The 26,707-nt window shown below is 64.9% G+C and carries 24 protein-coding genes, 1 pseudogene and 1 riboswitch; of the genes and pseudogenes, 9 read left to right on the forward strand and 16 right to left on the reverse strand.

The window, feature by feature from the left end:
* Window positions 1–108: 108 nt before the first annotated feature.
* The 3 genes from thiS to HAP54_RS24810 form a co-directional block, all read right to left on the reverse strand.
* Complete coding sequence (thiS, locus tag HAP54_RS24800) at window positions 109–306, reverse strand: sulfur carrier protein ThiS (RefSeq protein ID WP_057014951.1); 198 nt, start codon at window positions 304–306, stop codon at window positions 109–111.
* Window positions 297–1,310 carry an FAD-dependent oxidoreductase gene (locus tag HAP54_RS24805; protein WP_166304468.1) on the reverse strand — a complete coding sequence of 338 codons (1,014 nt, stop codon included), beginning with the start codon at window positions 1,308–1,310 and terminating at the stop codon, window positions 297–299. The genes thiS and HAP54_RS24805 overlap by 10 nt, the downstream gene beginning before the upstream one ends.
* Window positions 1,298–1,441, reverse strand: a riboswitch (TPP riboswitch). (Overlaps the previous gene by 13 nt.)
* Before the next feature lie 192 nt (window positions 1,442–1,633).
* Window positions 1,634–2,182: a lytic transglycosylase domain-containing protein gene (locus HAP54_RS24810; protein ID WP_166304471.1), complete on the reverse strand. Its 549-nt coding sequence runs from the start codon at window positions 2,180–2,182 to the stop codon at window positions 1,634–1,636.
* Between the two features lie 130 nt (window positions 2,183–2,312).
* Here HAP54_RS24810 and HAP54_RS52580 point away from each other — a divergent pair, with 130 nt between their 5' ends.
* Window positions 2,313–2,741, forward strand: a complete 429-nt coding sequence (locus HAP54_RS52580) for a hypothetical protein (RefSeq protein ID WP_414646214.1) — start codon at window positions 2,313–2,315, stop codon at window positions 2,739–2,741.
* Between the two features lie 29 nt (window positions 2,742–2,770).
* Here the strand turns inward: HAP54_RS52580 and HAP54_RS24820 are convergent, their stop codons facing one another.
* Together HAP54_RS24820 and HAP54_RS24825 are read right to left on the reverse strand one after the other, a co-directional pair.
* Window positions 2,771–4,132 (reverse strand): ATP-binding protein, encoded by a 1,362-nt coding sequence (locus HAP54_RS24820; RefSeq protein ID WP_166304473.1) that lies wholly within the window; start codon window positions 4,130–4,132, stop codon window positions 2,771–2,773.
* Window positions 4,133–4,134: 2 nt separating this feature from the next.
* The gene (locus tag HAP54_RS24825) at window positions 4,135–4,872 is read right to left on the reverse strand and encodes a response regulator (protein WP_029078975.1); all 738 of its coding nucleotides are present in this window, start codon (window positions 4,870–4,872) and stop codon (window positions 4,135–4,137) included.
* A gap of 285 nt (window positions 4,873–5,157) precedes the next feature.
* Between HAP54_RS24825 and HAP54_RS24830 the strand changes: the two genes are divergently transcribed.
* Window positions 5,158–5,559, forward strand: coding sequence for a PRC-barrel domain-containing protein (locus HAP54_RS24830; RefSeq protein WP_166304476.1), 402 nt, complete (start codon window positions 5,158–5,160; stop codon window positions 5,557–5,559).
* An 85-nt stretch (window positions 5,560–5,644) separates the two neighbouring features.
* Here HAP54_RS24830 and HAP54_RS24835 read toward each other — a convergent pair whose 3' ends face one another.
* Window positions 5,645–5,908: a hypothetical protein gene (locus HAP54_RS24835; protein WP_338828497.1), complete on the reverse strand. Its 264-nt coding sequence runs from the start codon at window positions 5,906–5,908 to the stop codon at window positions 5,645–5,647.
* Between HAP54_RS24835 and HAP54_RS24840 the strand changes: the two genes are divergently transcribed.
* Both HAP54_RS24840 and HAP54_RS24845 read left to right on the forward strand, forming a co-directional pair.
* A complete protein-coding gene (locus HAP54_RS24840; RefSeq protein WP_166304482.1) occupies window positions 5,889–6,413 on the forward strand; it encodes a PRC-barrel domain-containing protein in 525 nt (174 codons plus the stop codon). The two genes, HAP54_RS24835 and HAP54_RS24840, sit on opposite strands and share 20 nt — an antisense overlap.
* A gap of 277 nt (window positions 6,414–6,690) precedes the next feature.
* Window positions 6,691–6,897, forward strand: a complete 207-nt coding sequence (locus tag HAP54_RS24845; protein ID WP_166304485.1) for a hypothetical protein — start codon at window positions 6,691–6,693, stop codon at window positions 6,895–6,897.
* Window positions 6,898–6,937: 40 nt separating this feature from the next.
* Here the strand turns inward: HAP54_RS24845 and HAP54_RS24850 are convergent, their stop codons facing one another.
* Window positions 6,938–8,164 (reverse strand): cytochrome-c peroxidase, encoded by a 1,227-nt coding sequence (locus tag HAP54_RS24850; protein WP_166304487.1) that lies wholly within the window; start codon window positions 8,162–8,164, stop codon window positions 6,938–6,940.
* 125 nt (window positions 8,165–8,289) lie between these two features.
* Here HAP54_RS24850 and HAP54_RS24855 point away from each other — a divergent pair.
* Window positions 8,290–9,854 (forward strand): annotated as a pseudogene (locus HAP54_RS24855) (acid phosphatase).
* A 161-nt stretch (window positions 9,855–10,015) separates the two neighbouring features.
* Here HAP54_RS24855 and HAP54_RS24860 read toward each other — a convergent pair.
* The 4 genes from HAP54_RS24860 to HAP54_RS24875 form a co-directional block, all read right to left on the reverse strand.
* Window positions 10,016–11,413, reverse strand: a complete 1,398-nt coding sequence (locus HAP54_RS24860; RefSeq protein ID WP_224741798.1) for a glycerophosphodiester phosphodiesterase family protein — start codon at window positions 11,411–11,413, stop codon at window positions 10,016–10,018.
* 191 nt (window positions 11,414–11,604) lie between these two features.
* A complete protein-coding gene (locus HAP54_RS24865) occupies window positions 11,605–12,576 on the reverse strand; it encodes an HlyD family secretion protein (protein WP_166304490.1) in 972 nt (323 codons plus the stop codon).
* Window positions 12,563–14,893: an ABC transporter permease gene (locus tag HAP54_RS24870; RefSeq protein ID WP_166304493.1), complete on the reverse strand. Its 2,331-nt coding sequence runs from the start codon at window positions 14,891–14,893 to the stop codon at window positions 12,563–12,565. Before HAP54_RS24870 ends, HAP54_RS24865 begins: the two co-directional genes overlap by 14 nt.
* Complete coding sequence (locus HAP54_RS24875) at window positions 14,890–15,963, reverse strand: HlyD family secretion protein (protein WP_166304496.1); 1,074 nt, start codon at window positions 15,961–15,963, stop codon at window positions 14,890–14,892. The genes HAP54_RS24870 and HAP54_RS24875 overlap by 4 nt, the downstream gene beginning before the upstream one ends.
* Window positions 15,964–16,498: 535 nt before the next feature.
* On the opposite strand from HAP54_RS24875, the gene HAP54_RS24880 reads away from it, so the two are divergent.
* The 3 genes from HAP54_RS24880 to HAP54_RS24890 all read left to right on the forward strand — a co-directional run bounded on the left by HAP54_RS24880 (window position 16,499) and on the right by HAP54_RS24890 (window position 18,741).
* Window positions 16,499–16,786 carry a hypothetical protein gene (locus HAP54_RS24880; protein ID WP_166293500.1) on the forward strand — a complete coding sequence of 96 codons (288 nt, stop codon included), beginning with the start codon at window positions 16,499–16,501 and terminating at the stop codon, window positions 16,784–16,786.
* Window positions 16,787–16,978: 192 nt separating this feature from the next.
* Window positions 16,979–17,194, forward strand: a complete 216-nt coding sequence (locus HAP54_RS24885; protein WP_166304499.1) for a dodecin family protein — start codon at window positions 16,979–16,981, stop codon at window positions 17,192–17,194.
* Between the two features lie 203 nt (window positions 17,195–17,397).
* A complete protein-coding gene (locus HAP54_RS24890) occupies window positions 17,398–18,741 on the forward strand; it encodes an IS1380-like element ISBdi2 family transposase (protein WP_166296351.1) in 1,344 nt (447 codons plus the stop codon).
* A gap of 230 nt (window positions 18,742–18,971) precedes the next feature.
* Here the strand turns inward: HAP54_RS24890 and HAP54_RS24895 are convergent, their stop codons facing one another.
* Window positions 18,972–20,186: an ABC transporter substrate-binding protein gene (locus HAP54_RS24895; protein WP_166304502.1), complete on the reverse strand. Its 1,215-nt coding sequence runs from the start codon at window positions 20,184–20,186 to the stop codon at window positions 18,972–18,974.
* Window positions 20,187–20,479: 293 nt separating this feature from the next.
* Between HAP54_RS24895 and HAP54_RS24900 the strand changes: the two genes are divergently transcribed.
* Window positions 20,480–21,583, forward strand: coding sequence for an ISAs1 family transposase (locus HAP54_RS24900; protein ID WP_166297973.1), 1,104 nt, complete (start codon window positions 20,480–20,482; stop codon window positions 21,581–21,583).
* Between the two features lie 175 nt (window positions 21,584–21,758).
* Here HAP54_RS24900 and HAP54_RS24905 read toward each other — a convergent pair whose 3' ends face one another.
* From HAP54_RS24905 to HAP54_RS24920, 4 genes are all read right to left on the reverse strand, one after another.
* Window positions 21,759–23,327 (reverse strand): DUF4403 family protein, encoded by a 1,569-nt coding sequence (locus HAP54_RS24905; RefSeq protein ID WP_166304505.1) that lies wholly within the window; start codon window positions 23,325–23,327, stop codon window positions 21,759–21,761.
* A 206-nt stretch (window positions 23,328–23,533) separates the two neighbouring features.
* Window positions 23,534–24,223 (reverse strand): L,D-transpeptidase, encoded by a 690-nt coding sequence (locus HAP54_RS24910; protein WP_166304508.1) that lies wholly within the window; start codon window positions 24,221–24,223, stop codon window positions 23,534–23,536.
* Window positions 24,224–24,409: 186 nt separating this feature from the next.
* Window positions 24,410–25,192, reverse strand: a complete 783-nt coding sequence (locus HAP54_RS24915; protein WP_166304511.1) for a sulfite exporter TauE/SafE family protein — start codon at window positions 25,190–25,192, stop codon at window positions 24,410–24,412.
* A gap of 113 nt (window positions 25,193–25,305) precedes the next feature.
* Complete coding sequence (locus HAP54_RS24920) at window positions 25,306–26,688, reverse strand: TAXI family TRAP transporter solute-binding subunit (RefSeq protein ID WP_166304516.1); 1,383 nt, start codon at window positions 26,686–26,688, stop codon at window positions 25,306–25,308.
* Window positions 26,689–26,707 lie beyond the last annotated feature (19 nt).

Below are 26,707 nucleotides of genomic sequence, written 5' to 3' on the forward strand. Positions count from 1 at the left end.
TCCAGTATTCCAGAGGCCATGCCGTGAACCGAGAAGCCGCGGCGTACTGGATCGCCCGGTCAAGCCGGGCGATGACAGCGGAGTGAATGGCGCGATCGCGCATCATCATCACCCTCCCTGCCGCGGCGTGATGATCTCGATCTCGTCGCCGGCCTTGAGTGCAGTGTCGGCCCATCGGCTCTTCGGCACCACGTCGTAATTCAGCGCGATCGCGAAATGGGTGCCCTCGTAGTCGAGCTCGGCCAGCAGCGCATCGACGCTGGAAGCCGCGATCTCCCGCTGCTCACCGTTGACGATCACGCGCATTGCATCACCTCATTGTCGATTTCGCCGCGCGCGAGATAGCTCAGCGTCAGCTCGGCCAGCGCCGGCGCCAGCAGGAAGCCGTGACGGTAGAGCCCGTTCACCGTGATGCGGTCCTGCTCGATCCTGATCTTCGGCAGATTGTCGGGAAATGCCGGGCGCAGGCCCGCGCCGAACTCGACGATGCGCGCCTCGGCGAAGGCCGGATGCACCACATAGGCGGCCCCTAACAGCTCCAGCGCCGAGCGCACGCTGACGCCATTGTCCTCGGCCTCGATCGAGGTCGCCCCCAGCATGAAGCGGCCGTCGCCGCGCGGGATCACATAGAGCGGCCAGCGCGGATGGATCAGCCGCACCGGGCGCGACAGCTCGACCTCGGAGGTCTCGATGATGATCATCTCGCCCTTGACGCCGCGCAGGCTCGGCTCGCGGTCGCGCGCGGCAAGGCCGCGGCAGTCGATCACGAGGCCGTCGAGATCCTTTGCCTCGGCGTCGCTGCCGAACCTGATGGCGCCGCCGGCTTTGGCGATCGCGGCATGCAGCTCGGGCAGCGCGCGGCGTGGCTCGACATGGCCCTCGTCGGGATAGAACAGGCCATCGCGGAAACGGCCCTCGAGCGACGGCTCGAGCGCATTCACCCCTTGAGCGTCGAGCCGGCGATGGCCCGTGGTGAGGCGGGCAAAGCGCTCGAAATCGGCGCGGTCGCGCGGATGCGCCACCACCAGCGAGCCGTTGAACGGAGTCTTGGGGAAATGCTGCCGCCACAAATCGAGCGCACGCATGCCGAGCCGCGAGATCACGGGCTCGGACGCCTCCGCCTCGCACCACGGCGCCAGCATTCCGCCGGCGAAGTGGCTTGTGGATTCCGTCATCGCGGCGTCACTGCGCTCATGCAGGGTGACGGCACGTCCAGCCTCTGCGAGCAATAGCGCGTGCCACGCGCCGGCTATGCCTGCGCCGATGATGGAGACGGGGGAATCCCCCCGCGGTCTTGACGTCTGATACATCCCTGTCCCTTCGCCGGCATGACCCGGATCAGGTTCAAAGGGTCACCGCGGTCCCGAACTGATCGCCGTGATGGCGAAGTCCAAGCTTGCGGTATCTCAGCTCCTCCTTCGGAGCACCCCTCGGAACGCCCCTAATGTAGGCGGATGGGCGGGTGTGTCAACTTGTATGCCAGGGACCGGCACGCCGTGGCGCGCGCAAAGCTCTCGTGCCCCGGACGCAGCGCAGCGCGCTGCTGAGCCGGGGTCCACCATCCTGTCGAACATAGGTCCCGGCTCTGCGGAGCAACGCTGCGCGTTGCACCGCGTCCGGGACACGAAAGCACTTATTTTTCCGCCTGTTCCGCCGTCGCCTCGGCGGCATTCGGCGTCATCTGGCCCTGGCTGGCGTCCTGTTTGGCGAGTTCCTTCGGTGCTGCACCCGCGCTGCCATGCTTCGCCTGCTTGAGGTGATCCCCGCGCTGGCGCTTTGCGACATAGTAATAGCCGCGCGCGAAATAACGCACAGCTCGGTCGTGATCGCCATTGGCGGCGCGAAAGGCGCCGGCGAGGTATTTGACGCCGTATTTGAGGTTGGTTCCGGGGTCGCGCAGACCTTCTGCGGTACCGGTGTAGCCGAGGCCGCGCGCGGTGCCGAGCTTGATCTGCATCAGTCCGATGGTGCCGCCGCGCCCGATCAGCTGCGGATGGTATTTGCTCTCGCGCACGATGACGCGATGCACCAGTTCTTCCGGCACCAGGTTCGCCTGCGCCTCGGCCGCGACCATCGCCTCATATTGCGCGCGCGATTGTGCATGCGCGCTGGTGCTGCAGGCCAGCACCGCAATCGCGGCAAGGCAGCTAACAGGGCAGCTAAGGGCTTGTACGGTCTTCATCTCGGTCGCTCGGGGCTTTCAGATGCGCGTCGGTTCTGCGGTCTGAATGGTACGGCGAGCGGGCAGGAATGTGGCAAAACCTTCGCATCAGCGAACGTTCTGCGTCGGTGATTGTTCGGGTGCCGGTCAAATGGACGACGCGATTGCGAAGACAGATGCTTCAAATTGTTCGCTTCAATCGTCTCAGCCAAAAATTGTCTTCGCTTCTAATTTTGTTGGCCGCTTTTTGCCGCACGCTATCCACAAAGGTTTTTCGTGCAAACGATTCGGTGAAGGTTTACACTTCATCCATGGCAGCGCGCGCTCATGTCAGCGCGTCTGTCCCTTCCAAAGCACGCAAAAAACAACATTCGGGAGATGCGCCATGGTCCGTCAGGACACCGGCTATATGCCTCGCGAAAATCCCTGCGCGCAATGCGGCAAGCCAATTGCCCGCCCCGATTGGGTGGAGCACAGCGAGGGGCGCACGTCATTCCTGTGGAATTGCCGCGCCTGCAATTACCGCTTCGAGGCGATCGCGATCTATGACGTAGCTCAGCTCACGCCACTCGCCGCCTAAAATCTTTGTTGTCGCTCAGATCAGCCTGATCAGGCCGCAGATTTCTGCGGTGGCTGCAACTGTTGCTGCTGACGCGCCGGCAATTCGATCCGGACCACGAGCCCGTGCGGCTTGCGATCGTGCAGCGACAGCGTGCCGCCATGCGCGAGCACGATGGCGTTGGCGATCGACAGGCCGAGGCCGAAGCCCTCGGCCTCGTCCATGTTGCGCGCCTGGTCGCCGCGCACGAACGGCTCCAGCACGGTCGCCTTGTGCGCGTCCGAAATGCCGGGGCCGTCGTCCTCGATGTCGACGACGAGACTGTTAGCCTTGACGCCGAGCCGGACGGCGACTTCGCCGCCGAAGCGTGCGGCATTTTCCACCAGATTGGTGATGCAGCGATGCAGGTCGGCGGGCCGTGCGGTCGCCATGGCGTGCTGCGGCCCCTCGTAACTCACCTTGTGCCCCATGTCGGCGAACTGGTCGGTGACGAGGTGCAGCGTGCTCGCGATGTCGACCAGCGTCATCTCCTCGAGCTTGCGGTCGTTGCGCAGGAACGACAGCACCGATTCCAGCATCGAGCGCATCTGGTCGAGGTCGCGCAGCATGCGGTGGCGATGGGTCTCGTCCTCGATGAACTCGGCGCGCAGCCGCATCCGCGTGATCGGCGTGCGCAGATCGTGGCTGATCGCGGCCAGCATCTTGGTGCGGTCGTCGATCAAGGCGGTGATGCGCTCGCGCATCCGGTTGAGCGCCTTGGCCAGCGAACGGATCTCCTCGGGGCCGCGCTCGGGCAGCGGCGCGGAGGCGCCGTTCAGGCTGAAGGTCTCGGCGGCCTTGACGAAGGACGACAGCGGCGCCGTCAGCGCCCATGCCGCCCACAGGCCGAGCAGGGTGACGCTGATGACGGCAAACAGCACCGTCATCATCCACGGGCCACCCCAGAACGGCCGCATATGCTGGTCCGGCATCAGGTTGGCGGCGAACATGGCGCCATCGGGCAGGCGGATCGCGACGCGGCGGATGTCGCCGTCATGCGGCGCATTGCCCGCCTCGCGCGGCAGCAGGAAGACGTGATAGCCGGCGCCGAGCCGGCGCAGCGCGTGCAGGCTCGGCGTGTCGGTCTCGGTGAGCGCGCCGGTATCGGTTGGCAGGTCGCCGATTGCGAGTTGCGGGAAGGCGCGGGCAACGTCGGCCACGAGCCGCGGCCGCTCCGATGCCGGGGCATGCCCGAGCAGTTGCGCGGCAGCGGCGAGCTGGGTGTGCCAGCGGTCCGAAGGCTCCGGCCGGTCAGGGCGATGGATCAGGAACGTGGCAGTAATGATCAGATGCAGCGCGACGATCGAGACGACAACCAGCGCCGCCATCTGGGCGCCGATCCCCCGCAGACTCAGCACGCGCAGCAGCTTCATAGTCAGTTGCTCGTGGCGGCAACCGCCTCCACCCTCGGAGTGAACACATAGCCGCCGGAGCGCACCGTCTTGATCATGGTGGCTTCCTGCGGATCGGGCTCGATCTTGCGGCGAATGCGGCTCACCAGCACGTCGATCGAACGCTCGAACGAACCGGCGCTGCGGCCCTGCGTCAGGTCGAGCAGGCTGTCGCGCGACAGCACGCGGCCGGGCCGCTCGCAGAAGGTGCGCAACAGGTCGAATTCGGCGCTGGTCATGGCGACGCGCGCACCCTCCGGGTTGCGCAGCTCGCGCAGGCGGATGTCGATGCGCCAGCCGAGGAAGCTCAGCGTGGTCGCGCCCTCGATCGCGCTGGCGTTCCGCGCGGCGGCCTGCCGGCGCAGCACCGCGTTGATGCGCGCCAGCAACTCGCGCGGGTTGAACGGCTTGGCCAAATAGTCGTCGGCCCCCATCTCGAGGCCGAGGATGCGGTCGACGTCCTCGCCGCGTGCGGTCAGCATGATGATCGGTGTCTGCGACTCCGCGCGCACCTTGCGGCACAGGCTGAGGCCGTCCTCGCCGGGCAGCATGACGTCGAGCACCAGGAGATCGACCCGGTGGTCGGTCATGGCCTTGGCCATTTCGCGGCCGTCGGAGGCGGTCGTGACATGGCAGGAATTGGTCCGGAGATATTTTGCGATGAGGGACCGCGTCTCGCGGTCGTCCTCGACGACTAGGATATTGGGCGCAGCCTGGGTCATACCGACTCTTTTGTCCGTGATTCGGGGGAAGCGGCTCAGGAATTTTGTTTCAGTATATTTCTGAAATCTTGCCCGGCTGATGGAGTTTACAGGTCGCCGGGGCGGAGAAAAGTTATCGTTCTGTCATCAAGCCAATGCGTTGAAATTCGGGCCGATCTGTTGCCGGCCGGAGCCCCGGGGTCCGTGATCGCCGCGGCCCGAAAGGGAAGGTTGGCTGTCATATCCGGGGCCGGAACCCGAACCCCCGGCGACGCGTTGTTTCTACTTTCAGGCCAGGAGGGTGAGATGGCTGTCGAGGTCAGGACCGAGACGGAGACCGACACCAGCATCAGACCGCATCAGCTCATTGCAAGCGATCGGGTCGAAGGTACCGCGGTGCGCCGGGCCAACGGGGACATGGTCGGCCACATCGAGCGGCTGATGATCGACAAGATTTCCGGCAAGGTGTCGTACGCGGTGCTGAGCTTCGGCGGTTTCCTCGGCATCGGAACCAATTTGCTTCCGCTGCCCTGGGGCCGGCTGCACTACAATCCGAAGTTCGAGGCCTACGAGCTCGACATCGAGGATGACGAGCTGAAGCGCGCACCGTCGTTCCGCGCCGACAGGGACTTCGACTGGGGCGACCGCTCGCAGGAAGTCGAGCTGCATCGCTTCTACGGCGTGCCGCCTTACTGGGGCGGCTTCTGAGCGCGCGGCACTTCGCGCAAACATTGCGGCGAGCGCCAGCCTGCGCAGCGCGGTTCGCCGGGACGACTTAGTGAGCCAAACATCGTCACATCAGGGACTGCGCGTCCGGCGCAGTCGTGAGGCTCAACCGCAGCTTACTTGAGAGATCAAGATCGCTCTCGTCAAGCACCGCAGCGTTCCATGCGCTTGACGTCCACACGCTCCGGTTTGCTGCATCGCTTCCACGGCGTTCCTCCGCAGTGGGGCGGCTTTTGATCGCAGGCCCGGTAGGAACGGTTGCCGAGATGACGGGTTTTCCCTGCATCGATTTTCGAAATGAGGAGAGCCACATGTTGATGAAATCCATCATCGCCGGCGTTGCCGGTACCGCGCTGCTCGCAACCGCAGCCTTTGCGCAGACGCCGACCGACAAGGGCGACAAGATGTCTCCGGCGGCATCGACGACATCGACCACGTCACCGGCCTCGTATCAGGGCAACTGGCGCGCCTCGAAGGTCGTCGGGCTCAGCGTGTACAACGACAAGAACGAGAGCGTCGGCTCGATCAATGATCTGCTGATGGACAAGGACGGTGCCATCAAGGTGGTCGTGATCGGCGTAGGCGGTTTCCTTGGCGTCGGCGAGCATCTGGTCGCCGTGCCGCTCGACAAGGTGAAGTTCGCAAGCGAGCCGGTCGCCTATACCGGCGCCGCCGCGTCGAACACCGGCAGCACGACCAAGTCGACGACCACCACGGGCGCGGCACCTGCTGCCGCGACGGCGAAGCCGAATCCCTGGTATCCGGACCACGCGGTGTTCAATGCGACCAAGGATGAGCTGAAGGCGATGCCGGAGTTCAAATACGCGACCGAGTAACGCGCATCGCATGCTGTGAAAGCCAAACGCGCCCGGTGCTACCGGGCGCGTCTTGTTGTGCCTTGCACGAAAGTCGGCTCGTCTGCTGTCGCACGAGACGCCGCGGACTCATACTTGATGCTGCGGAAACCTCCGCCTGGTTCATACTGCCAGAGCTATTTCCGTTCCGATGGAATCGGAACGGAGCTCTAGATTCTTGTTTTGACGCGAGAGTGCCTCGACTTCACGATCCATTGGCCGAGGAAGAATATTCCGACGCCTGCAAGAGGTGACGACCATGGACGTCGACAAGGCCACCGCAGTGATTTCCGCAGCTGGTATTGAGCTGACCGATCGGCGCCGGAACGGCACGGATGATGGCTGGTCGCTCAGTTTCTCCAATGGCGCTGTCGTGGAGGTCAGGGACAATGGGGACGTCTCCGCTTCCGGCAAAGGGGCCGAGGCGGTCGCAGGCCTTCTCGGGTTGCCCAAAAAATCTGGCTGAGGCTGAGGCCACGACCGGACGCCGGGCTCGGTGCGAGCCTTCACTTCGCCGGCTGATATCCGTCGGTCAGCGTCCCGAGAAAGGCGACGACATCGTCGATCTCGGCCGACGTCAAGGCTGGCTCATCTCCAGCCTTGCGGTCAAACGGCGGATCCATGCAGACGTTGGCCTTTGGCCTGTCGGGCAGATCGTCATATTTGTCGATGCTGCCTTCGGCGTTGCGCGGATGCCAACGCTCGGGCCGGGTTTCCCGCTCGACATAGAACCGCACGGCGTCGCGCAGGGAATGCACCGCGCCGTTGTGAAAGAAGGTCTGGCGTAGCGCGACATTGCGGAGTGTCGGGGTACGGAAGAGGCCGCAATAGTCCTCGCGCTTCAGGAAATCCGTGCGCAGGGGTCCACAGAGGCCGAGGTCGAAATAGATCGGATCCTTGTTGGCGGGAATGTCGAGATTGCGCGGCACGCCGAGTGCAATCAGTCCGTAATCGGTGAACTGGGGCGGGGTGCCGTCATTGCCCCGCCGGCTGATATGGCAGGAGGCGCAATTGCCCTTGTTCGCTGCATTGAACAGGTCGAGCCCCCGCGCTTCCGCGGGCGTGAGTTCGGCCTTGCCGGCCAGCACCGCGTCATATTTGCTCGAATAGGGATAAAAAGTCCGATAGTCCTGCTGGTACACTTCGAGTGCCTTAAGGGCCGTCTTGTACACGGTGGCGGGATTGGCGGCCTTCTTGGGCCCGGCAATGGTCGCGATCGCCTTGCCATGGCCTGCGGCGAGCACCCGGCCGGCCACGTCGGCCACGTTCCGATTGCCCATTTCGAAATCCGAGAGCAGCGGAATCCTGGCCTGGTCGGCACCACGGTCGACCCGCCCATCCCAGGTGAGGCCACCCGTCGGGCCATTGTCGACGCTTTCGTCGGCCTCGTCCTCGGAGTCATGGAAATGTTCGGTGAAGGACGGCACCACCTGCAGATATTTCAGGGAGGGGACAGCGCGCACCCCTGGCTGACGCAGGTCGCCACCTCCCAGTTGCACCGCCATGGCATTGGCCGGGCCGAAACCGTGGGCGGGATCGTGGCAGGATGAACAGGCGAGCTTGCCCGACGGCGAGAGAGATGGATCGAAGAACAGGGCCTGACCGAGTGCGCTGAGCCGCTCGGCCATCCGGCGCGCCTCGGCACGCGACATTTCCTGCCTGGCCTGGCCGGGACCGATGGTCAAAGCCAGCAGCACGATCGCGGACGCGAAAGCCCGATACTTAATCCGCATGTTGCAAACCGCGCCTATGGCTGGACATCGTCATGGCGATCCGAAGGTGCCTTTGCCGAGCGTCTGGGCTATGACGAAGACCGAACGGAACGATAGCAACAATCCGGTGAGTGCAGGGGGCTGGAATGCGAACGAAATCGGCGGTTGTCGTTTTTGCATCGAGTTTCTTCATCGGTGCGTGCGGTCCGGCGCTGGCAGCCGGGGACAGTCCGGGCGCCAAGAAGGATGCCGCCGTCGATCTGGCTCTGATCGACACGGTCGTCGTGATCTATGCGGAGAACCGCAGCTTCGACAATCTCTACGGCCGTTTTCCGGGCGCGAATGGCGTGGCCAGGGCGTCCGCCTCGACGCGGATCCAGCGCGATCGCGACGGCAAGCGGTTCCGTGAGTTGCCGCCGATCTGGGAAGGCCTGACCGCCAAGGGTGTCACGCCGCCGATCAAGCAGGCCGAGACCGAGCATCTGCCCAATCGCCCCTTCTATGCTGACGACCCGAAGGGCTTCAAGCTGAGCTACGGCACCATCACGCGCGACCTCTGGCACCGATTTTACCAGAACCAGATGCAGATCAATGGCGGGCGTAACGACAAATTCGTCGCCCATGCCGACTCGGGCGCCCTGGTGATGAGCCTCTGGGACGGATCGAAATTGGCGATGTGGAAGCTGGCCGAGAAATATGTGCTGGCCGACAATTTCTTCATGGGGGCCTTCGGCGGCTCCTTCCTCAACCATCAATGGCTGGTCTGCGCCTGCGTACCTTACTATCCCCGTGCCGATACCAACCCCGCCAAGCCGTCGATCTCCGTTGTCGAGCGCGACGGCGTGACGTTGACGCAGGCCGCCAACTCGCCGAAATCGGCGATGGACGGCATTCCGAAATATGCCGGCGACGGCAATCTCACCCCTGATTTCTACGCCGTGAACACCATGCAGCCGCCCTATCAGCCGAGCGGCAACGACCCCGCGAAGGATGGCGACAAGGCCTATGCGGATCCGAACAATGCGACGACGCTTGTGCCGCAGATCGAGCCGACAATCGGAGACTTGCTCAGCCTCAAGCGCGTGACGTGGGCCTGGTATGGCGGGGCCTGGCAGGATGTGCTCGACTATGGCAACAAGTCGCCGGTGCCGAACTTCCAGTATCACCACCAGCCTCTCAATTACTATGCGAGCTTCGCCCCGGGCACCGCGGCCCGTGCCGAGCATCTGCTTGACGGCGGCTTGGCGGGCAAGGAGTTCATCAAGGCGATCGACGACGGCAAGCTGCCGCAGGTTTCCTTCTACAAGCCGCAGGGCGACCTCAACGAGCATTCGGGCTATGCCGATATCCAGGCCGGCGACAGCCATATCGCCGATGTCGTCGCGCATCTCGAGAAGAGCCCGCAATGGCCGCATATGCTGGTCGTCATCACCCATGACGAGAATGGCGGCCTGTGGGATCACTGGCGCCCCCCAAGGGCGACCGGTGGGGCCCTGGCTCACGCATCCCGGCCATCATCGTCTCTCCCTATGCGCGCCGCGGCTTTGTCGACCATACGCCGATGGACACGACATCGATCCTGCGCTTCATCACGCGCCGCTTCGAACTGCCGACGCTGCACGGCATCACCGTGCGCGACGCTGCGATCGCCGCTCATGGTCAGAAGCCGCTCGGCGACCTGACCAGCGCGCTGGTGCTCAAGGGGAAGTGAGGCGGAGGCTGTGTACCCTTCCGGCCGCGCTCAGGAGCCGCAGCGCGAGGCGCTTCCGCTCGCGCCTTGCCATCGGCCACAGGCCGCGCAGCATCGCTTTCAGATGAACCTGTGACCGCGGTGCTGCACGACGTGCATCCGCGGCCTTCGCATGGCCGGCATCACCAGCCCAGTTCACGGAGATAGGCCGCACGGGCGGCAACTCCGGTGTGGGTGAAATCGGTGAAGACCCCGTCCACGCCGAGACGGAAGAACTTCAGGTATTCCAGGCCCGGATCGTCGCGATAGTCGGCCGCCAGATATTTCTTCTCGTTCCGGAAGGTGAAGACATGCACGAACAGGCCGAGCTTGTGCGCATCGGCAATGACGCTGGTTGCTTCCTGCGTCGAGGCCTCCGGCGTCGATCCCTTGTAGGGCTTGCCGTCGGCGTTGCGGTCTTTCCAGGGGGAGATCTTCAACGGAACGATATAGGCCTTCCACGGACCGATGCCGTCGGCATAGGTCTTGATCTCCGCGAGGCCCTCAGGGGTCAGCATCGCATCGAAGCCGCGCGAGTCGCCCGCAACTGTCCAGTCGTACGGACGCGACGTGGCGATGTTGTTCAGCAGGACCTTGCCGGTCTTGAAGTCGACACCGTTGCCGTCCATCAGCTGAACCTGCCGCGTCTGAAGCCCGTGACTGCGCATGTATTTCAGGCTGCCGGGCTCAAAGCTCTGAACGATGATCGGAGCGTCCTTCGCGTTGAGGCCGTTATCCCTGATGATCTTGATCAGGGCATCCTCGAGCGGGCGGCTGCCGGGCGCGCCGCAGCCATTGGCGATGGCCTGGGCATTGTTCCAGGTCGGATTCTTGGTCTCCGGATAGACCATGATGGGACGCCCCACAGCCTTGCTCTTGGCCTTGGCGATGTCGATGACGTCCTGGAAACTGATGATCGGGAATTTGCCGTTGAACAGCTTCGGCCTCTCGTTGGCCGCATCATAGGTGGTGCCGGCGATCCAGTCCTTCAGCTCGGCCATGGTGAAGTCGGTGATCGACCAGTCATTGGTATGGTCATCGCCATCGACGATCAGCGCTTTCAGCACCGATTTGGGATCGACCGGATCGATCAGGTCGGTGGGGAATTCGGCCGGCCCGCCGGTGGGAAGCTGGGTCCAGTTCGGCCTGAGGACGACACCCGGCGCCGTGCGCTTGCGGGCCGCAACCGCCGCATTGGTCCTCGCCACCTCGGCAACGTTGGTATTGTCGCCGAGCCACGGGTTGTGACGCGCCACCAGCACGCAATCCTTGGTCAGGTGCAGGTCCTCTTCGAGCGCGTCCGTTCCGAGATCGGCGGCGAGCTCATACGATGCCTCGGTCTCCTCGGGCACCAGGCCCGGCACGCCGCGATGCCCGATGACGAGCGGCGGCTTTCCATCGAGGGTCAGGAAGGGCTTGTTGCCGGCCGGCACTGACGTGGTTTGCGCTGACGCGATCGATGGCGGGAGCATCGCCAAAGCCGCCGCACCGAACAGCATCGCTGCAAGATGTACTTTCCGTCCTGAACGAATGTGCTTCACGGCCACGCCTCCATCTTTGGTGTAGCGTCGGGTCGAGTGCCACAAGGGCCGAGCCGTTCGACGCTGCTGTCTTCTTGTCTCAATCTCCTGACAGCTGGATGACTGTCGGGCGGGGTGGGCCGACAAAAGCTTTTGAAATGCATCGCGGCGACGCGCACGTCACCGCGGTTCGGGGCCGAGCGTCGCGCGCTTCATCGCTCGATCCGGACGGTCATGCCGGGCTCGAGGCCTTCCGCAGCGCCGGCGAGATCGAGACGCAGCCGCAGCGTGCTGCGGTCATGATCGCCGATCACGCGCTCGGCCTGCCAGGTGGCGAAGGTGCCGAGCGGCCGCAATTCGGTGATGGCGGCCTTGGTGGCGCCGGCGGCGGCATTCCGGATCACGTTCACGGTCTTTCCGATCGCAAGGCCGTCGAGATGATCCTCGCGCACGTTGAACGACAGCCATTGCTTGCCGGCCGCCGCGACCATCAGGATCGGCTGGCCCGCGCGAACGTTCTCGCCCACTTCCGCAGCGATGACACTGACCACGCCGTCGGCCGGCGCGCGCAACACCATCTTGTCGAGCCGGCGCTCGAGCACCGCGACGGCGGCCGCGGCCGCCTGCACCTGCGCGTCGGCGATGGCGCGCTCCTCCTTGGTCGGCCCGGCCACCGCGGCGTCGTAATTGGCCTGGGCTGCCGCCACGCCGGCGCGTGCCGCGGCAACGTCATTTACCGCCTGGTCGAGTGCCTGCTGGGTTTCAAAACTCTGGCTCGCTAACGTGGTGATCCGCTTGAGCTGGACCTCGACATATTCGAGGCGCGACTTGGCCTTGGAGATGGCCGCCTGCAGGGAATCGACTTGCTCGCGGCGAACGCCGGCATAGACGTTGTTGCGGCTTGCGACGGCAGCGGCGAGCGCGGCCCGCGCCTGGTCGGCCTGCGCGGTCAACTCGACTGCGGAGAGCTTCGCCAGAACGTCGCCCGCATGCACCTGCGCGCCTTTCTCGACCGCGATCGATGCCAGCTGGCCGTTCACCTCCGGCTCGACCCTGACCTCGGTCGAGCGCACGATACCGACGGTTGCGGGGGACGACGTCGCGCGCTTCTCGGAATAGATCAGCGCGCCTGCGACGAGCACAAGCGGGACCGCGATCAGGGCGATGCGCTTAGCGTTGGGCATGTTGCTGTCCTCTCTTGAACACCAGCGCGGAGATCACGGCGAGTGCGAAATAGCCCAGCGCCAAACACCACAGTCCGAGCCAGTCATGCGAGACCTCCCAGATGCTGGCGCCGAGCTGGTTAATGCGCACGAGGCCGTCGATCGCGGAGTCGGCCGGAAACAGCCGGCCCAGCGCGGTGGCCGCAGCGGGGATGGCCTCGCGCGGCCATGCAAAGCCGGCGGTGAAGAATTGCGGCAGGCTGGTCGCCAGCAGCAGGATGGTGGCGTTTTCCGGCCGCGTGAACCAGGCGCCGATCGCCTGTCCCATAAAACTCGTCGCCAGCAGGAAGACGGTCGCCAGCGCAAAGATCTGCGGCAGATGGCCAAGCGTCGAGAAACCGTAGACGCGCGGTAGCACGATCAGATAGAGCGCGAGCGCCGGCAAATAGATCGTCAGATGGGCGATGCCGCGGCCGAACACGCCGGCGAACGCGCCGCGGCCGCTGGCCAGCGCCGTGCCGGTCAGCATCGCCGCGCCGATCAGGAGCGTCTGCTGCAGGATCAGGATGAATGCCGCCGGGACGATGTAGCTCGCATAGCCGCCGACCGGGTTGAAGATCGGTTGCAGCAGAACGTCAGATGGGCTGAGGCTCGCGAGCTTCGCCTTGACCAGGCTGCCGTCGGCGCGGCCGCCGCGCGACACCAGCTCCGATGTCAGCGTGCCGATCGCGGTGGCGACGCCGCTTGCGGTCGATCTGAAGACGAACAGATAGGTGGCGTCGGCGTAGACCGGAATGTGGGCGGTGATGCCCTTGAGCACGTCGCGTTCGGTACCGGGCGGGATCTGCACCGCGGCAAACGCATCGCCGCGGTCGATCGCGGTGCGCGCCTCCGCAAGCGTGCGAGCGCGCACCGTCACGCTCAACGTGCCGCTGGCATCGAGCGTCTCGACAATCTGGCGGGAGAGATCGCTGAGATCATTGTCGACGACCGCAATGGGCAGCTTGCGCAGGATCTGGTTCAGATAGGGCTGCGGATAATAGATGCCGTAGATCAGCGGGGCGATGAATAGGAGGGTGAAGGCGCTGCGCGTTCCGAGCACGCGCCGCCACTCCCCGATGAAGGCGCCGCCGACGCCTGGCGATGTCTGTTCGCTGACCGGCGGTTCGGCCGGTCGCTCTGTCGCAAACCAGCCCCTGCGCGTCAGGCTCGCCATCCGCAACCAGGCGAGGCCGGCAAACAGCAGCGCGAGACCGGCGAGCGCGGCGAAGGGAACAGCGGATTCCGTTGCCGGCAACCCGCGCGCCGCCTGTCCCATCAGCACCGCCATGTACCAGCGCAGCGGCAGGATCGCACTCCAGACCTGCGCAAACGTATTCATGCCGATGGTGGGAAAGCCGACGCCGGCGTAGCCGAACGCAGGCGAGGCGATCAGGCCGGCAAGTCCCAATCCGGTCGCGAGATCGCCGACCAGAAGCTGCAGCAGCGCGCCGACCGACAGATAGGCGATGATGAGGATTGAGGCGGCGGCGATCATCAGCAGCGCGTCGCCCTTGAACGGGATCTGCAGCACGCCCTCCAGCACCAGCGGCTGGGCCAGCATGATCACGACGAAGATCGCAAACAGCGGCGCCAGCTTGCCGGCCAACGCGGCGATCGGATCGCCGCCGGCGCTTGCGAGCCACTCCCGCGCATTGCGGCGGCGGAATTCGGAGCCGACCGAATAGCCCGCGGCGAGCGTGATCACGACATGGATGATGGTCGGCAGTAGCGCGCGCAGCAGGAATTGCGCGTAGTTCTTCTGCGGATTGACCAGCGCGATGGTCTCCGCGCTCAGCGTGCCGATCGAGGACGGCGCCGGTGCCGCGCGCCTGGCGGGAGCTGCCGCGTTCGCGGCGGCGGTCAGCGCATCGCTCAGCCCCGAGGAGGCGATGCCGGCCGCGGTCAGGAACTGCTGGTTGTAGAAGCCGACCAACTGCGGACGGCGATCGGCCTTCAGGTCGCGCTCGAAATTCGGCGGGATGAAGATCGCCGAAATCGCCTTGCCGGACCGGATGTCCTGCACCGCGGTCGACAGCGATCCGGAATCGTCGACGATGCGCAAGCTTGGCGAGGCCGCGACATGCTGCATCAATGCGCGCGAGGTATCCGACTTGTCGGCGTCGACGATGGTGACGCCGAGCCCGCGGATCACCGGCTGGCTGAACACGGTGGTGAGCACCACGAACGCGAACAGCGGCACGCCGAAAATCAACAGCAGCGCGACGCGATCGCGGAACAGCCACAGGCATTCGCGTTGCGCGACCAGCCAGAATCCCGGCTTCGATGCCAGCCTCATTGGCGCGACCGCCAGTCGAGATAGGCGCTCATGCCCGGACGCAATTCGGGCACCGGCTGCACCGGGTAGGCGCGGATCGAGAATGTCCGCAAATCGAAATCGCCGGTGGCGCGCGTCGCCCGCCAGCTCGCATATTCGCCCTTGGTCGCGATCAGCTTGACCTCGACGGTGACATGACGGTCGTCGAGCGCGGGAATGCGGACGTCGAATCTGTCGCCGACCTTGAGGCCCTTGACCAGATCCTCGCGCAGATCGAAGTGGATCCAGAGATCGCCGAGATCGATCAGCGTCACCAGCGGCACGCCCGGCGAGACATATTCGCCCGGCTCGACATTGCGCTGATAGACCTGCGAGGCGATCGGCGCGTAGACCGCGAGCTGATCGATGACCGATTTGACACTCTGAATGTCCGCTTCGGCCTTCTCGACATTGGCTTTCGCGATCGCGCGCTCTTCCTTGGTGTAGCCGTTGACCGCCTGCTCATAGGCCGACTTGGCCTGATCGAGCCCGCGCTCGGCTTCATGCAGCGCATCGGTGGTCTGGTCGAGACGCGCCTGCGGCGCGTTGCCTTGCTCCGTCAGCGTCTTGGCGCGATCGAAGGTCTTCTGCGCCAGCACCTGGGCTGCCTCCGCGCGCTCCATCTCGGCCTTGCGCGCAGCGATGGTCTCGGCCCGCGTGCCGACCAGCACATTGGCGAGCTGGGCGTCGGCGACCGCCTTGGCCGCGCGCATCTGGTCTTGTTTTGCAAGGGTTTCCGGATTGTCGATGCGCACCAGCACGGCGCCGGCGGTGACGTTCTGGCCGCGCTCGACCGGGATCTCCTTGACCCGTCCGTCGACGCGCGCGGCGATATCGAGCCGCGTGGCATCGACCTCACCCTGCACCAGCAGCGGTTCCGGCCGCAGCAGATAATAGATCGACAGCGCAATGATGATGGCAGCAATGACACCGACGATGATGGCCGGCGTGCGCGTCGCGGCGTGCGGATTCGCAGGCGGATTCTCTTGGCCTGGTGCAGGTGCCGGCTCGGGCGTGCTTTGGTTTTCGTTACCAGAGGCTTGCACGTCCATGGCTCACTCCACTTGGCTCACGATCACGATACCCATTCACTATGGCGCGGATGTTAAACCCTGCCAACCTCGGCCGCTTGTCCGATCCGGCTCGAATTTGACCGGCTTCGAAAGCAGTGCATCGGTGCTGCCGAAAGCATCTCGTTGCAAGGTTCTCATCGGCGGGCGGTTGCATGCACAATTCCGGCAGCAGCGGGAATTGGCGTCGTGCATCGGCCGGACGTCTCCAAGCGCGAAGCTTGAATGCTCGTGCACGCGACCGGCAAGCCTGCCGTGCGTTGAATCCGATTTTGCGCGGATTTGCTGATGCGATCACCCGCATGCCGGCTGACGCGACTTCGGCGCCAGCGACGCCGCGCAAACACAGCAGCCTTGCCTGCCGCGCATAGCCTGCCGGATCACACGGATATTTGACGCCCCGGGCCCGAATAAATCGTATCCGATTAAATCGGGATACTTGAAGTCGGTTCGCGCGCTGCCTTTATCAAGCGCGAACGAACTAATCGTATGCGATGTAAATCGCGGCAGCGTTACCGTGACCACCAGGATTTCCCACGTCGGAACCACGTTCAAAACCATCGCGCTGGCCCTGGCGCTGTCGGCCGTCACGGCGACGGCGGCCTCGGCCCAGGCTGCAATCTCCGAGCCGGCCGCCTACCAAGCGCTCTATCCCTATCGCGACGTGCTCAATAACGGCGCGCCGACGCCGGCGGCAAAACTGGTGCTGGAGCCGCCCGCAGTGCTGCAGGCGCTTCAGGCCCAGGAGAGCGGCATCGGCATCGTTCACGCGCCGCGCCATGGTTCGCGTCGTGCAGGCCGATAGAGCTAGCGCTTTCAAAACGAAGCGGATCGATTGCGCGATCCCGGTGATCGCGTGGTCGAAGTTCTGCACGGTGCCGGCGCGCCGCCCTGCACGCTGATTGGTGCGGCGCATCCTATCAGCCCGGAAATCCCGATGTTAGGCTGGTCGCGGCAGGAGCGCTTGCGTCCTGCCTGACAACAACGGGAGGACGACATGGCTGAGAGCGTCTACAAGGTTATCGAGCTGATCGGTACCAGCAAGGACTCCTGGGAAAAGGCGGCCGCAGCGGCGGTCAGCAGGGCCGGAGAGTCCCTGCGCGATTTGCGCGTCGCCGAGGTCGTTGAGCTCGATCTGCAACTGGACGCCGCGGGCAAGGTCGAAGCCTACCGTGCCAAGATGAAAGTCTCATTCAAGTTCGAAGGTTCGTAAGCGCACGCAAAGCCGCTCCCCACGAATTTGCGATGGCGTCTAGAGCTTCGGTTCTGATTTGAATCAGAACCGAAGCTCTAGCCCGTCTTATTCGTCAGAGTGCGCCTGAGAGGCTGGCGAGCGTGGTGTAAAGCGCTGATGCGGCGTAGGATTCGGTTGCAAAGCCAACCCCATCACCTTCAGCCGCGAACACCAGGCCCGCCATGACCGATGATACGATTCTGCCCTTCTCGTTTCCAGCCGTTCACGCCAAGAAAGTCACAGCTGCCTTCGATGGCGGTCGGCTGACCTCGAACGGGGGCGTGATGCTTCTGGCGATGGCCGAGCGGCGTCTCGGCTTGGCCGACAATTTGGCCCGGGTGTTCCCGGATCGGCGCGATCCGACGCGGGTCGTGCACAGCCTTGTCGATATGTTCCGCGCGCGCATGTTCGCGATCTGCTGCGGCTACGAGGACGCCGACGACCTCGATCATCTGCGGTCCGATCCCGCATTCAAGCTGGCCTGCGGACGGCTGCCGGACACGGGTCGCGATCTGTGTTCCCAACCGACGCTGTCGCGGCTGGAGAATGCTCCGCGCCTGCGCGACGTGATCCGACTGACCTACACTTTGGTCGACGCATGGATGGATAGCTACCCGCGCGAGCCGGCATCCGTCACGCTCGACATCGATGATACCTGCGATGTCGTCCACGGCCATCAGCAGCTCTCGCTGTTCAACGCTCATTATGACGAACGCTGCTTCCTGCCGATCCACGTCTACGACACGGAGAAGAGCCGGCCCGTGGCGGTCGTGCTGCGGCCCGGCAAGACGCCGGGCGGCGTCGAGGTGCGTGCCCATCTGCGCCGCCTGATACGGCATATCCGGACGCGGTGGCACAACACGCGAATTACGTTCCGTGGCGACGGGCACTATGCTCGGCCGGAGGCCATGACGTGGTGCGAGACCAACGGCATCGACTACATCTTCGGTCTGTCCGGCACCAAGCCGCTCGCCAGAAAAGTCGACGAGGCCGCCGACGACATCCGCACGCGACGCGCCATCGAGAACCTGCCGGTTCTGCGTGGCTATACCGAGACGCGCCACAAGGCCAAGTCCTGGGATCGCGAACGGCGTACCGTCGCCCGTATTGAGGCGACGATGCTCGGCCTCGACATCCGTTTCGTCGTCACCAGCCTCGATGTCGGCTCGGCCGAGTGGATCTACGACAGCCTGTATTGCGCGCGCGGCCAAGCCGAGAATCTGATCAAGCTGCATAAGACACAGCTCGCCTCCGATCGCACCAGCTGCCGTTCGGCGCTCGCCAATCAAGTCCGCCTCGTTCTCCACACCGCCGCTTATTGGCTGATGCTGACCGTGCGCGACGCGATTCCCAAAGCCCGGGAATTGGCCACAGCCGAGTTCGCGACGCTGCGTCTTCGTCTCTTGAAACTCGCTGCCCGTGTCGTCGAGACCACGAGCCGCATTCGCCTTGCGTTTGCCGCGGCATGTCCCGAAGCCGACCTGATCCGCGGCTTGCCAGGCGCGCTGCTGCCGCTCGGTCCTTGACCGGCGGGGCGTCCGCCCCCCGTTCGCCCAACCCATCCCTCAAGCGCGTTGCAAAGTACGGGTCGTCAGGCGGTGAAAAGCCGAAGGCAATCCCGCGCGCCTCGTCAGAGCAGATGTGCGGCCACATCAATCGGACTAAAAAAACGCACTCTCACGAATAGGACGGGCTAGCTTGTTGTATTGACACGTTTTCTTCACGCGAACCGGCGTCCACTTCGCCCGAAGCCGCTCTAGTTCGACTTCACCAGCGGGCAGCCGCCCTTGTCGAGTGGACGGAACGCTTCGTCGCCGGGCACCGTGGCGATCAGCTTGTAGAGGTCCCACTCGCCCTTGGATTCCTCGGGCTTCTTGACCTCGAACAGGTACATGTCGTGCACCATGCGGCCGTCGATCCGGATATGGCCGTTCTTGGCGAAGAAGTCGTTGACCGGCGTGGCGCGCATTTGGGCCATCACCTTCGGCGCCTCGTCGGTTCCGATTGCCTCGATCGCCTTCAGATAATGCATGGTCGCCGAATAGAGGCCGGCCTGGATCATGGTCGGCATGTGGCCGACCTTCTCGTTGAAACGCTTCGAGAAGGCGCGGGTCTCGTCGTTCATGTCCCAGTAGAAGGCGTCGGTGACGATCAGGCCTTGGGTGGCCTTGATGCCGAGCGAATGCGTGTCGGTGATCTCCTGCAGCAGCGCGATCATCTTCTGGCCGCCCTGGGTCAGGCCGAACTCGGAGGCCTGCTTCAGCGCGTTGGTGGTGTCGCCGCCGGCATTCGCCAGCGCCACGACCTTTGCCTTCGACGCCTGTGCCTGCAGCAGGAACGACGAGAAGTCCGACGAGTTGAGCGGATGCCGCACGTCGCCGAGCACCTTGCCGCCGCTTTCCTTGACGACGTTGGCGGCATCGCGCTCCAGCGCCATGCCGAAGGCGTAGTCGGCGGTGACGAAGAACCAGGTGTCCTCGCCGCGCTTGACCATCGCCTTGCCGGCGACGTTCGACAGCGCATAGGTGTCATAGGTCCAGTGCACGGTGTTGGGCGAGCAGGCGGTGCCGGTGATGTCGGAGGAGCCGCCACCGGAATTGATGTGGATCTTGTTCTTCTCGCGCGTCAGCGCCGAGATCGGCAGCGCGACCGAGGAGGTCGGCACGTCGAAGATCGCGTCGACCTTGTCATTGTCATACCAGTTGCGCGCGATGTTGACGCCAACGTCGGGCTTGTTCTGGTGATCGGCGACGACCACCTGCACGGGCTTGCCCTTCACCTTGGCGCCGTAATCGGCGACCGCCATCTCCACGGCGGCGACCGAGCCCTTGCCGGTGGCGTCCGCATAGAGGCTCGACATGTCGGTGAGGACGCCGATCTTGACGACGTCGTCGGAGATCTGGGCGTTGGCCGCGGTGCCGGAGGCCGCCAGTGCGAGGCCGGCCGCTGCTGCGGCCCAGAGCGATTTCATCGTGTTTCTCCCGTTTTTTCGTTCGAGTTACTTGGAGGGTTGCTTCCACGGGGCACCTTCTATCTGGTGCGGCAACCTGTCGCAAAGACGACTTTTTGGGCATGCGGAGGACGGGTGGATCACCCGGATCCGCGACCCAGTGCGGGACGTTCTGGATTAGATCGGTCGAGCAGCGGTCTCGATCTACCTCTCCCGCTTGCGGGCAGGGGAATCGCATATGGGGTTTCGCTGGCTATTGCATTGTAAGGCAACACCGATTCTGAAGACGACTCCCGGATTAAGGAGGGGGTCGGATGAAGAAGTTCAAGACGGCCTTTCGGCGGTTGCCGGACCCGCGCGCGGACAATGCCAGGCACGATCTGTTGGAAGTGCTGTTCATCGCACTGGCGGCGATGCTGTGCGGGGCGGAGTCGTGCTCGGACATGGCGGACTTCGGGCAGTCGAAGGAGGAGCTGTTGCGGCTCTTTCTTCGCCTGGAGCATGGCATCCCAAGCCACGATACATTCAGTCGGGTGTTCCGCCTGCTCAAACCGCAGGCCTTTGAGTGCGCATTTCGTCGCTTCATGGCGGCCTTTGCCAAGGCCAACCGCATCAAGCTGACTGGGGTCGTGGCGGTTGACGGCAAGGCCCTGCGCGGGGCCTACGAACGCGGCGGCAAGGCCACCCCGCTGCACATGGTCAACGTCTTTGCGGTGGATGCCCGCATGGCCTTGGCTCAGCAAAAGGCATCTGGTCGCAACGAGACGGCGGGCGCTCTGGAGGTACTGGACCTTCTGTCGCTGGAAGGCTGCATCGTTACCGCCGATGCGCTGCATTGTACCCGCGCCTTTGCGGCTACGGTGCGCGAGCGCGGCGGCGACTATGTTCTGGCGATCAAGGCCAACCGCGGGCGCTTGTTCACCGCGGTGACCCAACAATTTGCGCGATCGGGCAAGCGCAGCACAGCCGAGCAGATCGACCCTTCCACCCACGATCGACGCGAAGTGCGACGTGCCACAGTCATGCGCAATACCAGTTTGGCGGACCTCTATGGCTTCCCAGGGGCCGCCGCGATAGGGCGCATCACCTCGCGCAGACGCCTGCGGAAGCAGCGCGCCGATGCGCCTGTCGTGCGTCACTATCTCCTGTCCAAATACATCGCTCCCAAGCGGCTGCTCCACGTCACTCGCAGCCATTGGGGCATCGAGAACCAACTCCATTGGGTGCTCGACGTCCATTTTGCCGAGGATAGCAACCGCTCACGCTGCGACCATGCGCCCGAGAACCTTGCCATTCTGCGCAGGCTCGCCCTCAACATCCTGCGAACTCACCCGGATCCAGCCTCCCTGCGGCGCAAAATTAAGCGCGCCGGCTGGGACAATGCCTTCCTCATGGCAGCCCTCAGCCATATGCGATAGCCCTGCGCTTGCGGGGGAGGTCGGCGCGCAACGAGCGACGCAAAGCGTCGTCTGGAGCGCGGCGGGTGGGGGCTCTCTCCACGCCATGACTCGTGGAGAGAGCCCCCACCCCAACCCTCCCCCGCAAGCGGGAGAGGGAGCGCAATCCCTTCTTGGCTGCTATCCGACGATCTAACTACAGCGCCGGGAGCGCGGTGACGGCGGCCTTGATGGTGCCGTCGGTTTCCACGATGACCCGGATCGTCTTCGAATCGAACTCGATGCCGGCGAGCCGGATGCTGTTGACCTCGGCGTCGACGCGGATGCCTTCCTCGTTCTTCTGCAGATCGGCGATCGCGGCGGCGATCTTGCGCTGCGCGTTGCTCGCGAACGGTTTCAGGTCGACGACCAGGCGGTCGGCAAGGGCCTGCTGCATGTGCGGGATCGCCGCGCGCGCGGCGGCGCCGAGCAGGCCGAACGCGGCCTCGGATTCGACCGCCAGTTCGACGTCGGCCAGCCGCAATGTCTGCGCCTGCTGGTCGAGCCGTGGCCGGCCCCAGATGTACACGGTCGCCTCAGCGCCAAGGCCGAACCAGCTAGTCTTTTCCTTGGCGTGCACCAGGAGCGAGATCAACAGCCGGTCGCCGGAGGCGGCGATGCTCGCGCTCTTGACGGTCCCGTCGACCGGGCCGGAACCGTCCTCGGGGAAGGTCTTGCCCTTGAGCTGCGCCTCGACCAGCTGGGTCAGCGTGGTGAAGGACAGGTCGACCGGCAGGCCGACCGCGACCTGGCTCGGCATCGGCGGCACGATCGAGAGTTTTTCCGGGAACGGGCAGTTCGGGGTGGTCTGCGTCTCCGTGATCCGCGTCTCGGCCTCGATCCCCATCGTCAGGATCATCGAGGACGCATCGACCTTCGGCTGCGCGGCGATCGCGCGGATCGGCTTCAGCTCGAGCCACATCGGCGGCATCGACGACGTGCCGCCGGTGCCCTGCAGCGGGATCGAGCGGCAGGCCTTGGTCCATTGCGCGCGGGCGCTGTTCTGGAACACCGGGTTGTTCTGCAATTTCGCCTCGACCACGGAAATCTGGTCGGCGACCGCCTTGTCGATCACCGGCTTGACCTGGGCCGGCACGCTGATGCGCACGCCGGCGGCCGACAGGCTGGTGTCGCCGAGATTGACCTGCGCCTGCAGGTTCGGCTCGATCCGCCAGGACGCACCGAGCTTCGGCCGCGAGGTCAGGGTGACGCTGCCCTTGATCTCGGCGTTGGCGTTGACGTTCTTGATGTTCACCGCGCCGATCTGCTTGGCGACATTGCCGCCGAGCAGGCTGCCGAGGGCGTTGCTGACCGCGCCGGTCGCCTGCGCCGACAGCGAACCGGTGACCTTGAGCGTTCCGCTGATCGGGGTCGTCAGCGTCAGCACGTCCTGCGCGCCGGTCGCCGCGATCGGCCCGCGCGAGGCCGTCCAGCTGATATCGGCATTTTGCAGGATCTGCTGCACCGGATTGTCGGCCTTGCCGCCAAAGGTCTTCGGCGCGCCGCGTTCGGCAGCGTCGCGGATCGCCGACAGCGCGACCGAGACTTGCGCCACGACCGTCGAGGAGCGCGGCGCTTGCGGCAGCGGCGGCAGTTGCGTGAGCTGCGGCGACGGCACGGTGGCGCTCGGCGCCAGCCAATCCATCGCCTTAAGGCTGATCACGAACGAGATCAGCACCACCGTGATCCCGAGCGCTATCGTCCTTGGATGCATCGGTAGACGCATCACCCCCCCGGTAGAAATGAACTTGACCGGGGTTGTACAGGCCCCCCGAGCAGGGCGCCAGTGTGGCCGGATCAAGCTGGTTCGGGGGCGGAAGCAGGTCGCGGCCAGAGATCGCCAAGCGATCGCCACGGAGGTTAACGATGATGAACGGGACAACGGCCCCGGCGTGGCACCGGGGCCGTTGTCGATGTCTCGATATGTCCGGCTTAGCGGGTGGCTGAGCCGAGGTCGGCGCGGCGGTCGGTCATCGGCAGCACGATCACCTTGGTGCCAACGCTGACCCGCGAATAGAGGTCGGAGACATCTGCATTGGTCAGGCGCAGGCAGCCCGAGGAGACGCGGGTGCCGATCGTCTCCGGCGCATTGGTGCCGTGGATGCGGTAGATGGTGCCGCCGAGATACATGGCGCGGGCGCCGAGCGGGTTGCCGGGGCCGCCGGCCATGTGGCGCGGCAGATAGGGCTGGCGGGCGATCATCTCCGGGGGCGGGGTCCAATCCGGCCATTCCGACTTCTTGGTGATGGTCTGGGTGCCCGACCAGGTGAAACCGTCGCGGCCGATGCCGATGCCGTAGCGCATGGCCTGGCCGTTGCCGAGCACGAGGTAGAGATAGGTGTTCGGGGTATCGATGATGATGGTGCCCGGCGCCTCGCGGGTCGGATAGGTCACGACCTGGCGGCGCAGGCGGGCAGGCAATTCAACGGAACGGTCTTCCTCCTGCACCTGGGGCATCGACCGCACCGGCGGCTGCACCGCCTCGGTCGGCGGCGTGAGGATGAACGGGAAGATCGGCAGCGGCGCGGCCGCGGCGGAATTCGAGAAAGCGACGGTACCGATCGCCAGCGCACCGAAGGCGGCGGCAGCGAGACGTGCGTTCAGCTTGATGGAATTGAACATTGTCGACCCCTGTTGTTTGCGCCCTGCGCGCCAGTTCCGGCGCGTCGTTGGGTCAAACAAGTACAGATCAGGCGTTTCAGGACGTTTGCACGAAATCGCCAAAATGGTTTCGTGCCGTTAGGGATTTGTTTCGTCCGTGTTTCGTCGAACGGTTAAGGGCGGGTTGCCGGGAGCGACGGCAAGACCTCAGGGGTGGATGTAGCCGGCCAATCCGTCCCACAGCAGCTTGGCCGCGGTGATGACCAGAATGGCGTAGCAGGCGCGGTAGAGCGCGCGCTGGTCGAGGCGTTCGTGCAGCCGCCAACCGGCCCAGACGCCGACCGGCACGGCCGGCACGCAAAGCACCATCAGCATCCACAGGCCGCGCGAGGGCGTGGCGAGCACGAGCCACGGACCGGCCTTCAGCAGGTTGCCGACCGTGAAGAACAGACTGGTGGTGCCGGCGTAAAGCGTCTTCGACATGCCGAGCGGCAGCAGATAGATCGCCAGCGGCGGTCCGCCCGAATGCGCCACCATCGTGGTGACGCCGGAGGACAGGCCGGCGAAGGTCGCCTTGATCGTCGAGCGCGGGCGCGGCTTGATCTCGCCGCCGCCGAGAAACCACAGCGCGGCGAACACCAGCGTCACCAGTCCCATCACAATCTCGACGGCATGCCGGTCGAGATCGCGCAACACGAAATAGCCGAGGCCGATGCCGATCACGAGCGCCGGCAGCAGCATCGCGAGGTCCGTGCGCGACCAGGTGCTGGGGCGCCAGAACCGCAGCGCCGTGATGTCCATGACGACGAACAGCGGCGCCAGCAGCGCGCCCGCCGCGATCGGATCCATCGCCAGCGAGAGCAGCGGAATGCCGACGATGGCAAAGCCGCCGCCGAACGCGCCCTTCATGAAGGCGATCAGGAACACGCCGGCGAAGGCAACGGCGAGCACAAACGGCCCGGGCAGGTCAGCGATGATGGACGTGATCATGGTGTCGTGCGGAGCGTTGTGGTCATACTCAACATGGCCACGCGCGCATGCACGCGCAATCCAAACATTGCTCTCGGTGCACATTGCTCTCGGTGCAATCGGCGTGCGCGCGCCTAGCCGGCGCGCATCCTCGGCAGGCCCGGCCGGTCACCGTTGATCGCGGCGCGGCGATCGGTGACGGCGTGGTGGAACTGCTCGAGCGTCAGTCCGATCACCGAGAGATCGCCTTCCTCGATCGCGCCGTCGTCATAGCAATCGAGCGCCTCGCGCAACAGCGCGTCCGCATCGCTCTGCATCGCCGCGAGTTCCTCCGTCGTCTCGGCGCCGCGCACCCGCGAGATCAGCGTCAGCAGATTGTCGCGATGGGTGATGTAGTGCTCGCGCTCCTCGCGCTTCATGTAGTGGCGCAGCCAGGCGCCGGCCGAGCCGAGGCCGGAGATCAGCAGGATGCCGCCCCAGATGTAGTCGGAGTATTTTTCGAGGAAGGTGCGCTCGGTGCCGTCGATATAGGCCGCCGCGCCTTGATGAGCCGGCAGCGCAGCATCTTTGTCGGTGTCGGGCTTCTCGATCTTGGACGCCGCCGGCAGATCGCGCGCGACCTGAAGCCGCAGCGTGAACAATTGCCGGTCGAGCGCGCCGACCGTGGCGTCGTCCAGCCGATGCTGCGCGATGATGAGGTGATTGACGCTGACGGTCTCGACCTTGTCTTCCGGTCGCGCCGGCGACGACGAGAAGATGCTGCCGGCGATCTCTTCGGATTCGTAGCGCGGATGCTTCTGTGCAATGGCTTCCGAGACATCGATCGGGAGGAATACCGGCTCGCCGCGCGCGGCCGCCGTCGCCGTGATCGCATCCGACGTGATCCTGCTGTCGAGCGGGCCGACCGTCATGTAGGCGTCGAGCGAGGCATCGCGCGCGAGGTCGGCGATCTGGTTGGCTTTGAACTGGCTGACCGCGACCTTGTCGGGGTTGACGCCGGACTCGGTCAGGATCACGCGCAGCAGCGTGACATTGGCCGGGGTGCTGCCGACCACGCCGACCTTGTGTCCGGCGAGATCGTCGATGCTCTTGATCTTCGCGGATCGCCGCTTGCCCTTGCCGCCCGAGGGCGCCCACAGCACGACGACGTTCTTGCGCAGGATCGCAACCGACTCCGCACTCGCAGGCAAATCGAGATCGCCGCGTACCACCGCGAGGTCGACCTTGTTGGCGGTGAACAGCGCGATGCTTTCGGCGGAGCCCTGCGTCGTGACCGGCTTCAGCCGCACCGCACTGCCGTCATGCGTGAAGGCCTGTGCGAAGCCCTGGATCAGCTTGACGTCTTCGCTGCCGGTCGGGCCGACCGCGATCGAGAGCGTCACCGGACGCAGCCCGTAGAACAGCGCGCCGGCGGCGAGGCCGAACACAAGCATGCCGGTCGCAAGGATCAGCAGCGACGAGTTTCGTCGCCGGAGCCTGCGGCGCGTGGTGCCTGGATTTTCACTCTGCTCTGACATCTCACTGTCACGATACACG

Origin of the sequence: Bradyrhizobium sp. 2S1 (assembly GCF_011516625.5) — a bacterium.
Lineage (GTDB): Bacteria > Pseudomonadota > Alphaproteobacteria > Rhizobiales > Xanthobacteraceae > Bradyrhizobium > Bradyrhizobium septentrionale.

Bases quoted from the DNA above. Each gene is read 5' to 3' on its own strand.
- thiS (WP_057014951.1), bottom strand. From the start codon at position 306: ATGCGCGTGATCGTCAACGGTGAGCAGCGGGAGATCGCGGCTTCCAGC.
- HAP54_RS24805 (WP_166304468.1), bottom strand. From the start codon at position 1,310: ATGTATCAGACGTCAAGACCGCGGGGGGATTCCCCCGTCTCCATCATC.
- HAP54_RS24810 (WP_166304471.1), bottom strand. From the start codon at position 2,182: ATGAAGACCGTACAAGCCCTTAGCTGCCCTGTTAGCTGCCTTGCCGCG.
- HAP54_RS52580 (WP_414646214.1), top strand. From the start codon at position 2,313: ATGGACGACGCGATTGCGAAGACAGATGCTTCAAATTGTTCGCTTCAA.
- HAP54_RS24820 (WP_166304473.1), bottom strand. From the start codon at position 4,132: ATGAAGCTGCTGCGCGTGCTGAGTCTGCGGGGGATCGGCGCCCAGATG.
- HAP54_RS24825 (WP_029078975.1), bottom strand. From the start codon at position 4,872: ATGACCCAGGCTGCGCCCAATATCCTAGTCGTCGAGGACGACCGCGAG.
- HAP54_RS24830 (WP_166304476.1), top strand. From the start codon at position 5,158: ATGGCTGTCGAGGTCAGGACCGAGACGGAGACCGACACCAGCATCAGA.
- HAP54_RS24840 (WP_166304482.1), top strand. From the start codon at position 5,889: ATGTTGATGAAATCCATCATCGCCGGCGTTGCCGGTACCGCGCTGCTC.
- HAP54_RS24835 (WP_338828497.1), bottom strand. From the start codon at position 5,908: ATGATGGATTTCATCAACATGTGGCTCTCCTCATTTCGAAAATCGATG.
- HAP54_RS24845 (WP_166304485.1), top strand. From the start codon at position 6,691: ATGGACGTCGACAAGGCCACCGCAGTGATTTCCGCAGCTGGTATTGAG.
- HAP54_RS24850 (WP_166304487.1), bottom strand. From the start codon at position 8,164: ATGCGGATTAAGTATCGGGCTTTCGCGTCCGCGATCGTGCTGCTGGCT.
- HAP54_RS24865 (WP_166304490.1), bottom strand. From the start codon at position 12,576: ATGCCCAACGCTAAGCGCATCGCCCTGATCGCGGTCCCGCTTGTGCTC.
- HAP54_RS24870 (WP_166304493.1), bottom strand. From the start codon at position 14,893: ATGAGGCTGGCATCGAAGCCGGGATTCTGGCTGGTCGCGCAACGCGAA.
- HAP54_RS24875 (WP_166304496.1), bottom strand. From the start codon at position 15,963: ATGGACGTGCAAGCCTCTGGTAACGAAAACCAAAGCACGCCCGAGCCG.
- HAP54_RS24885 (WP_166304499.1), top strand. From the start codon at position 16,979: ATGGCTGAGAGCGTCTACAAGGTTATCGAGCTGATCGGTACCAGCAAG.
- HAP54_RS24890 (WP_166296351.1), top strand. From the start codon at position 17,398: ATGACCGATGATACGATTCTGCCCTTCTCGTTTCCAGCCGTTCACGCC.
- HAP54_RS24895 (WP_166304502.1), bottom strand. From the start codon at position 20,186: ATGAAATCGCTCTGGGCCGCAGCAGCGGCCGGCCTCGCACTGGCGGCC.
- HAP54_RS24900 (WP_166297973.1), top strand. From the start codon at position 20,480: ATGAAGAAGTTCAAGACGGCCTTTCGGCGGTTGCCGGACCCGCGCGCG.
- HAP54_RS24905 (WP_166304505.1), bottom strand. From the start codon at position 23,327: ATGCGTCTACCGATGCATCCAAGGACGATAGCGCTCGGGATCACGGTG.
- HAP54_RS24910 (WP_166304508.1), bottom strand. From the start codon at position 24,223: ATGTTCAATTCCATCAAGCTGAACGCACGTCTCGCTGCCGCCGCCTTC.
- HAP54_RS24915 (WP_166304511.1), bottom strand. From the start codon at position 25,192: ATGATCACGTCCATCATCGCTGACCTGCCCGGGCCGTTTGTGCTCGCC.
- HAP54_RS24920 (WP_166304516.1), bottom strand. From the start codon at position 26,688: ATGTCAGAGCAGAGTGAAAATCCAGGCACCACGCGCCGCAGGCTCCGG.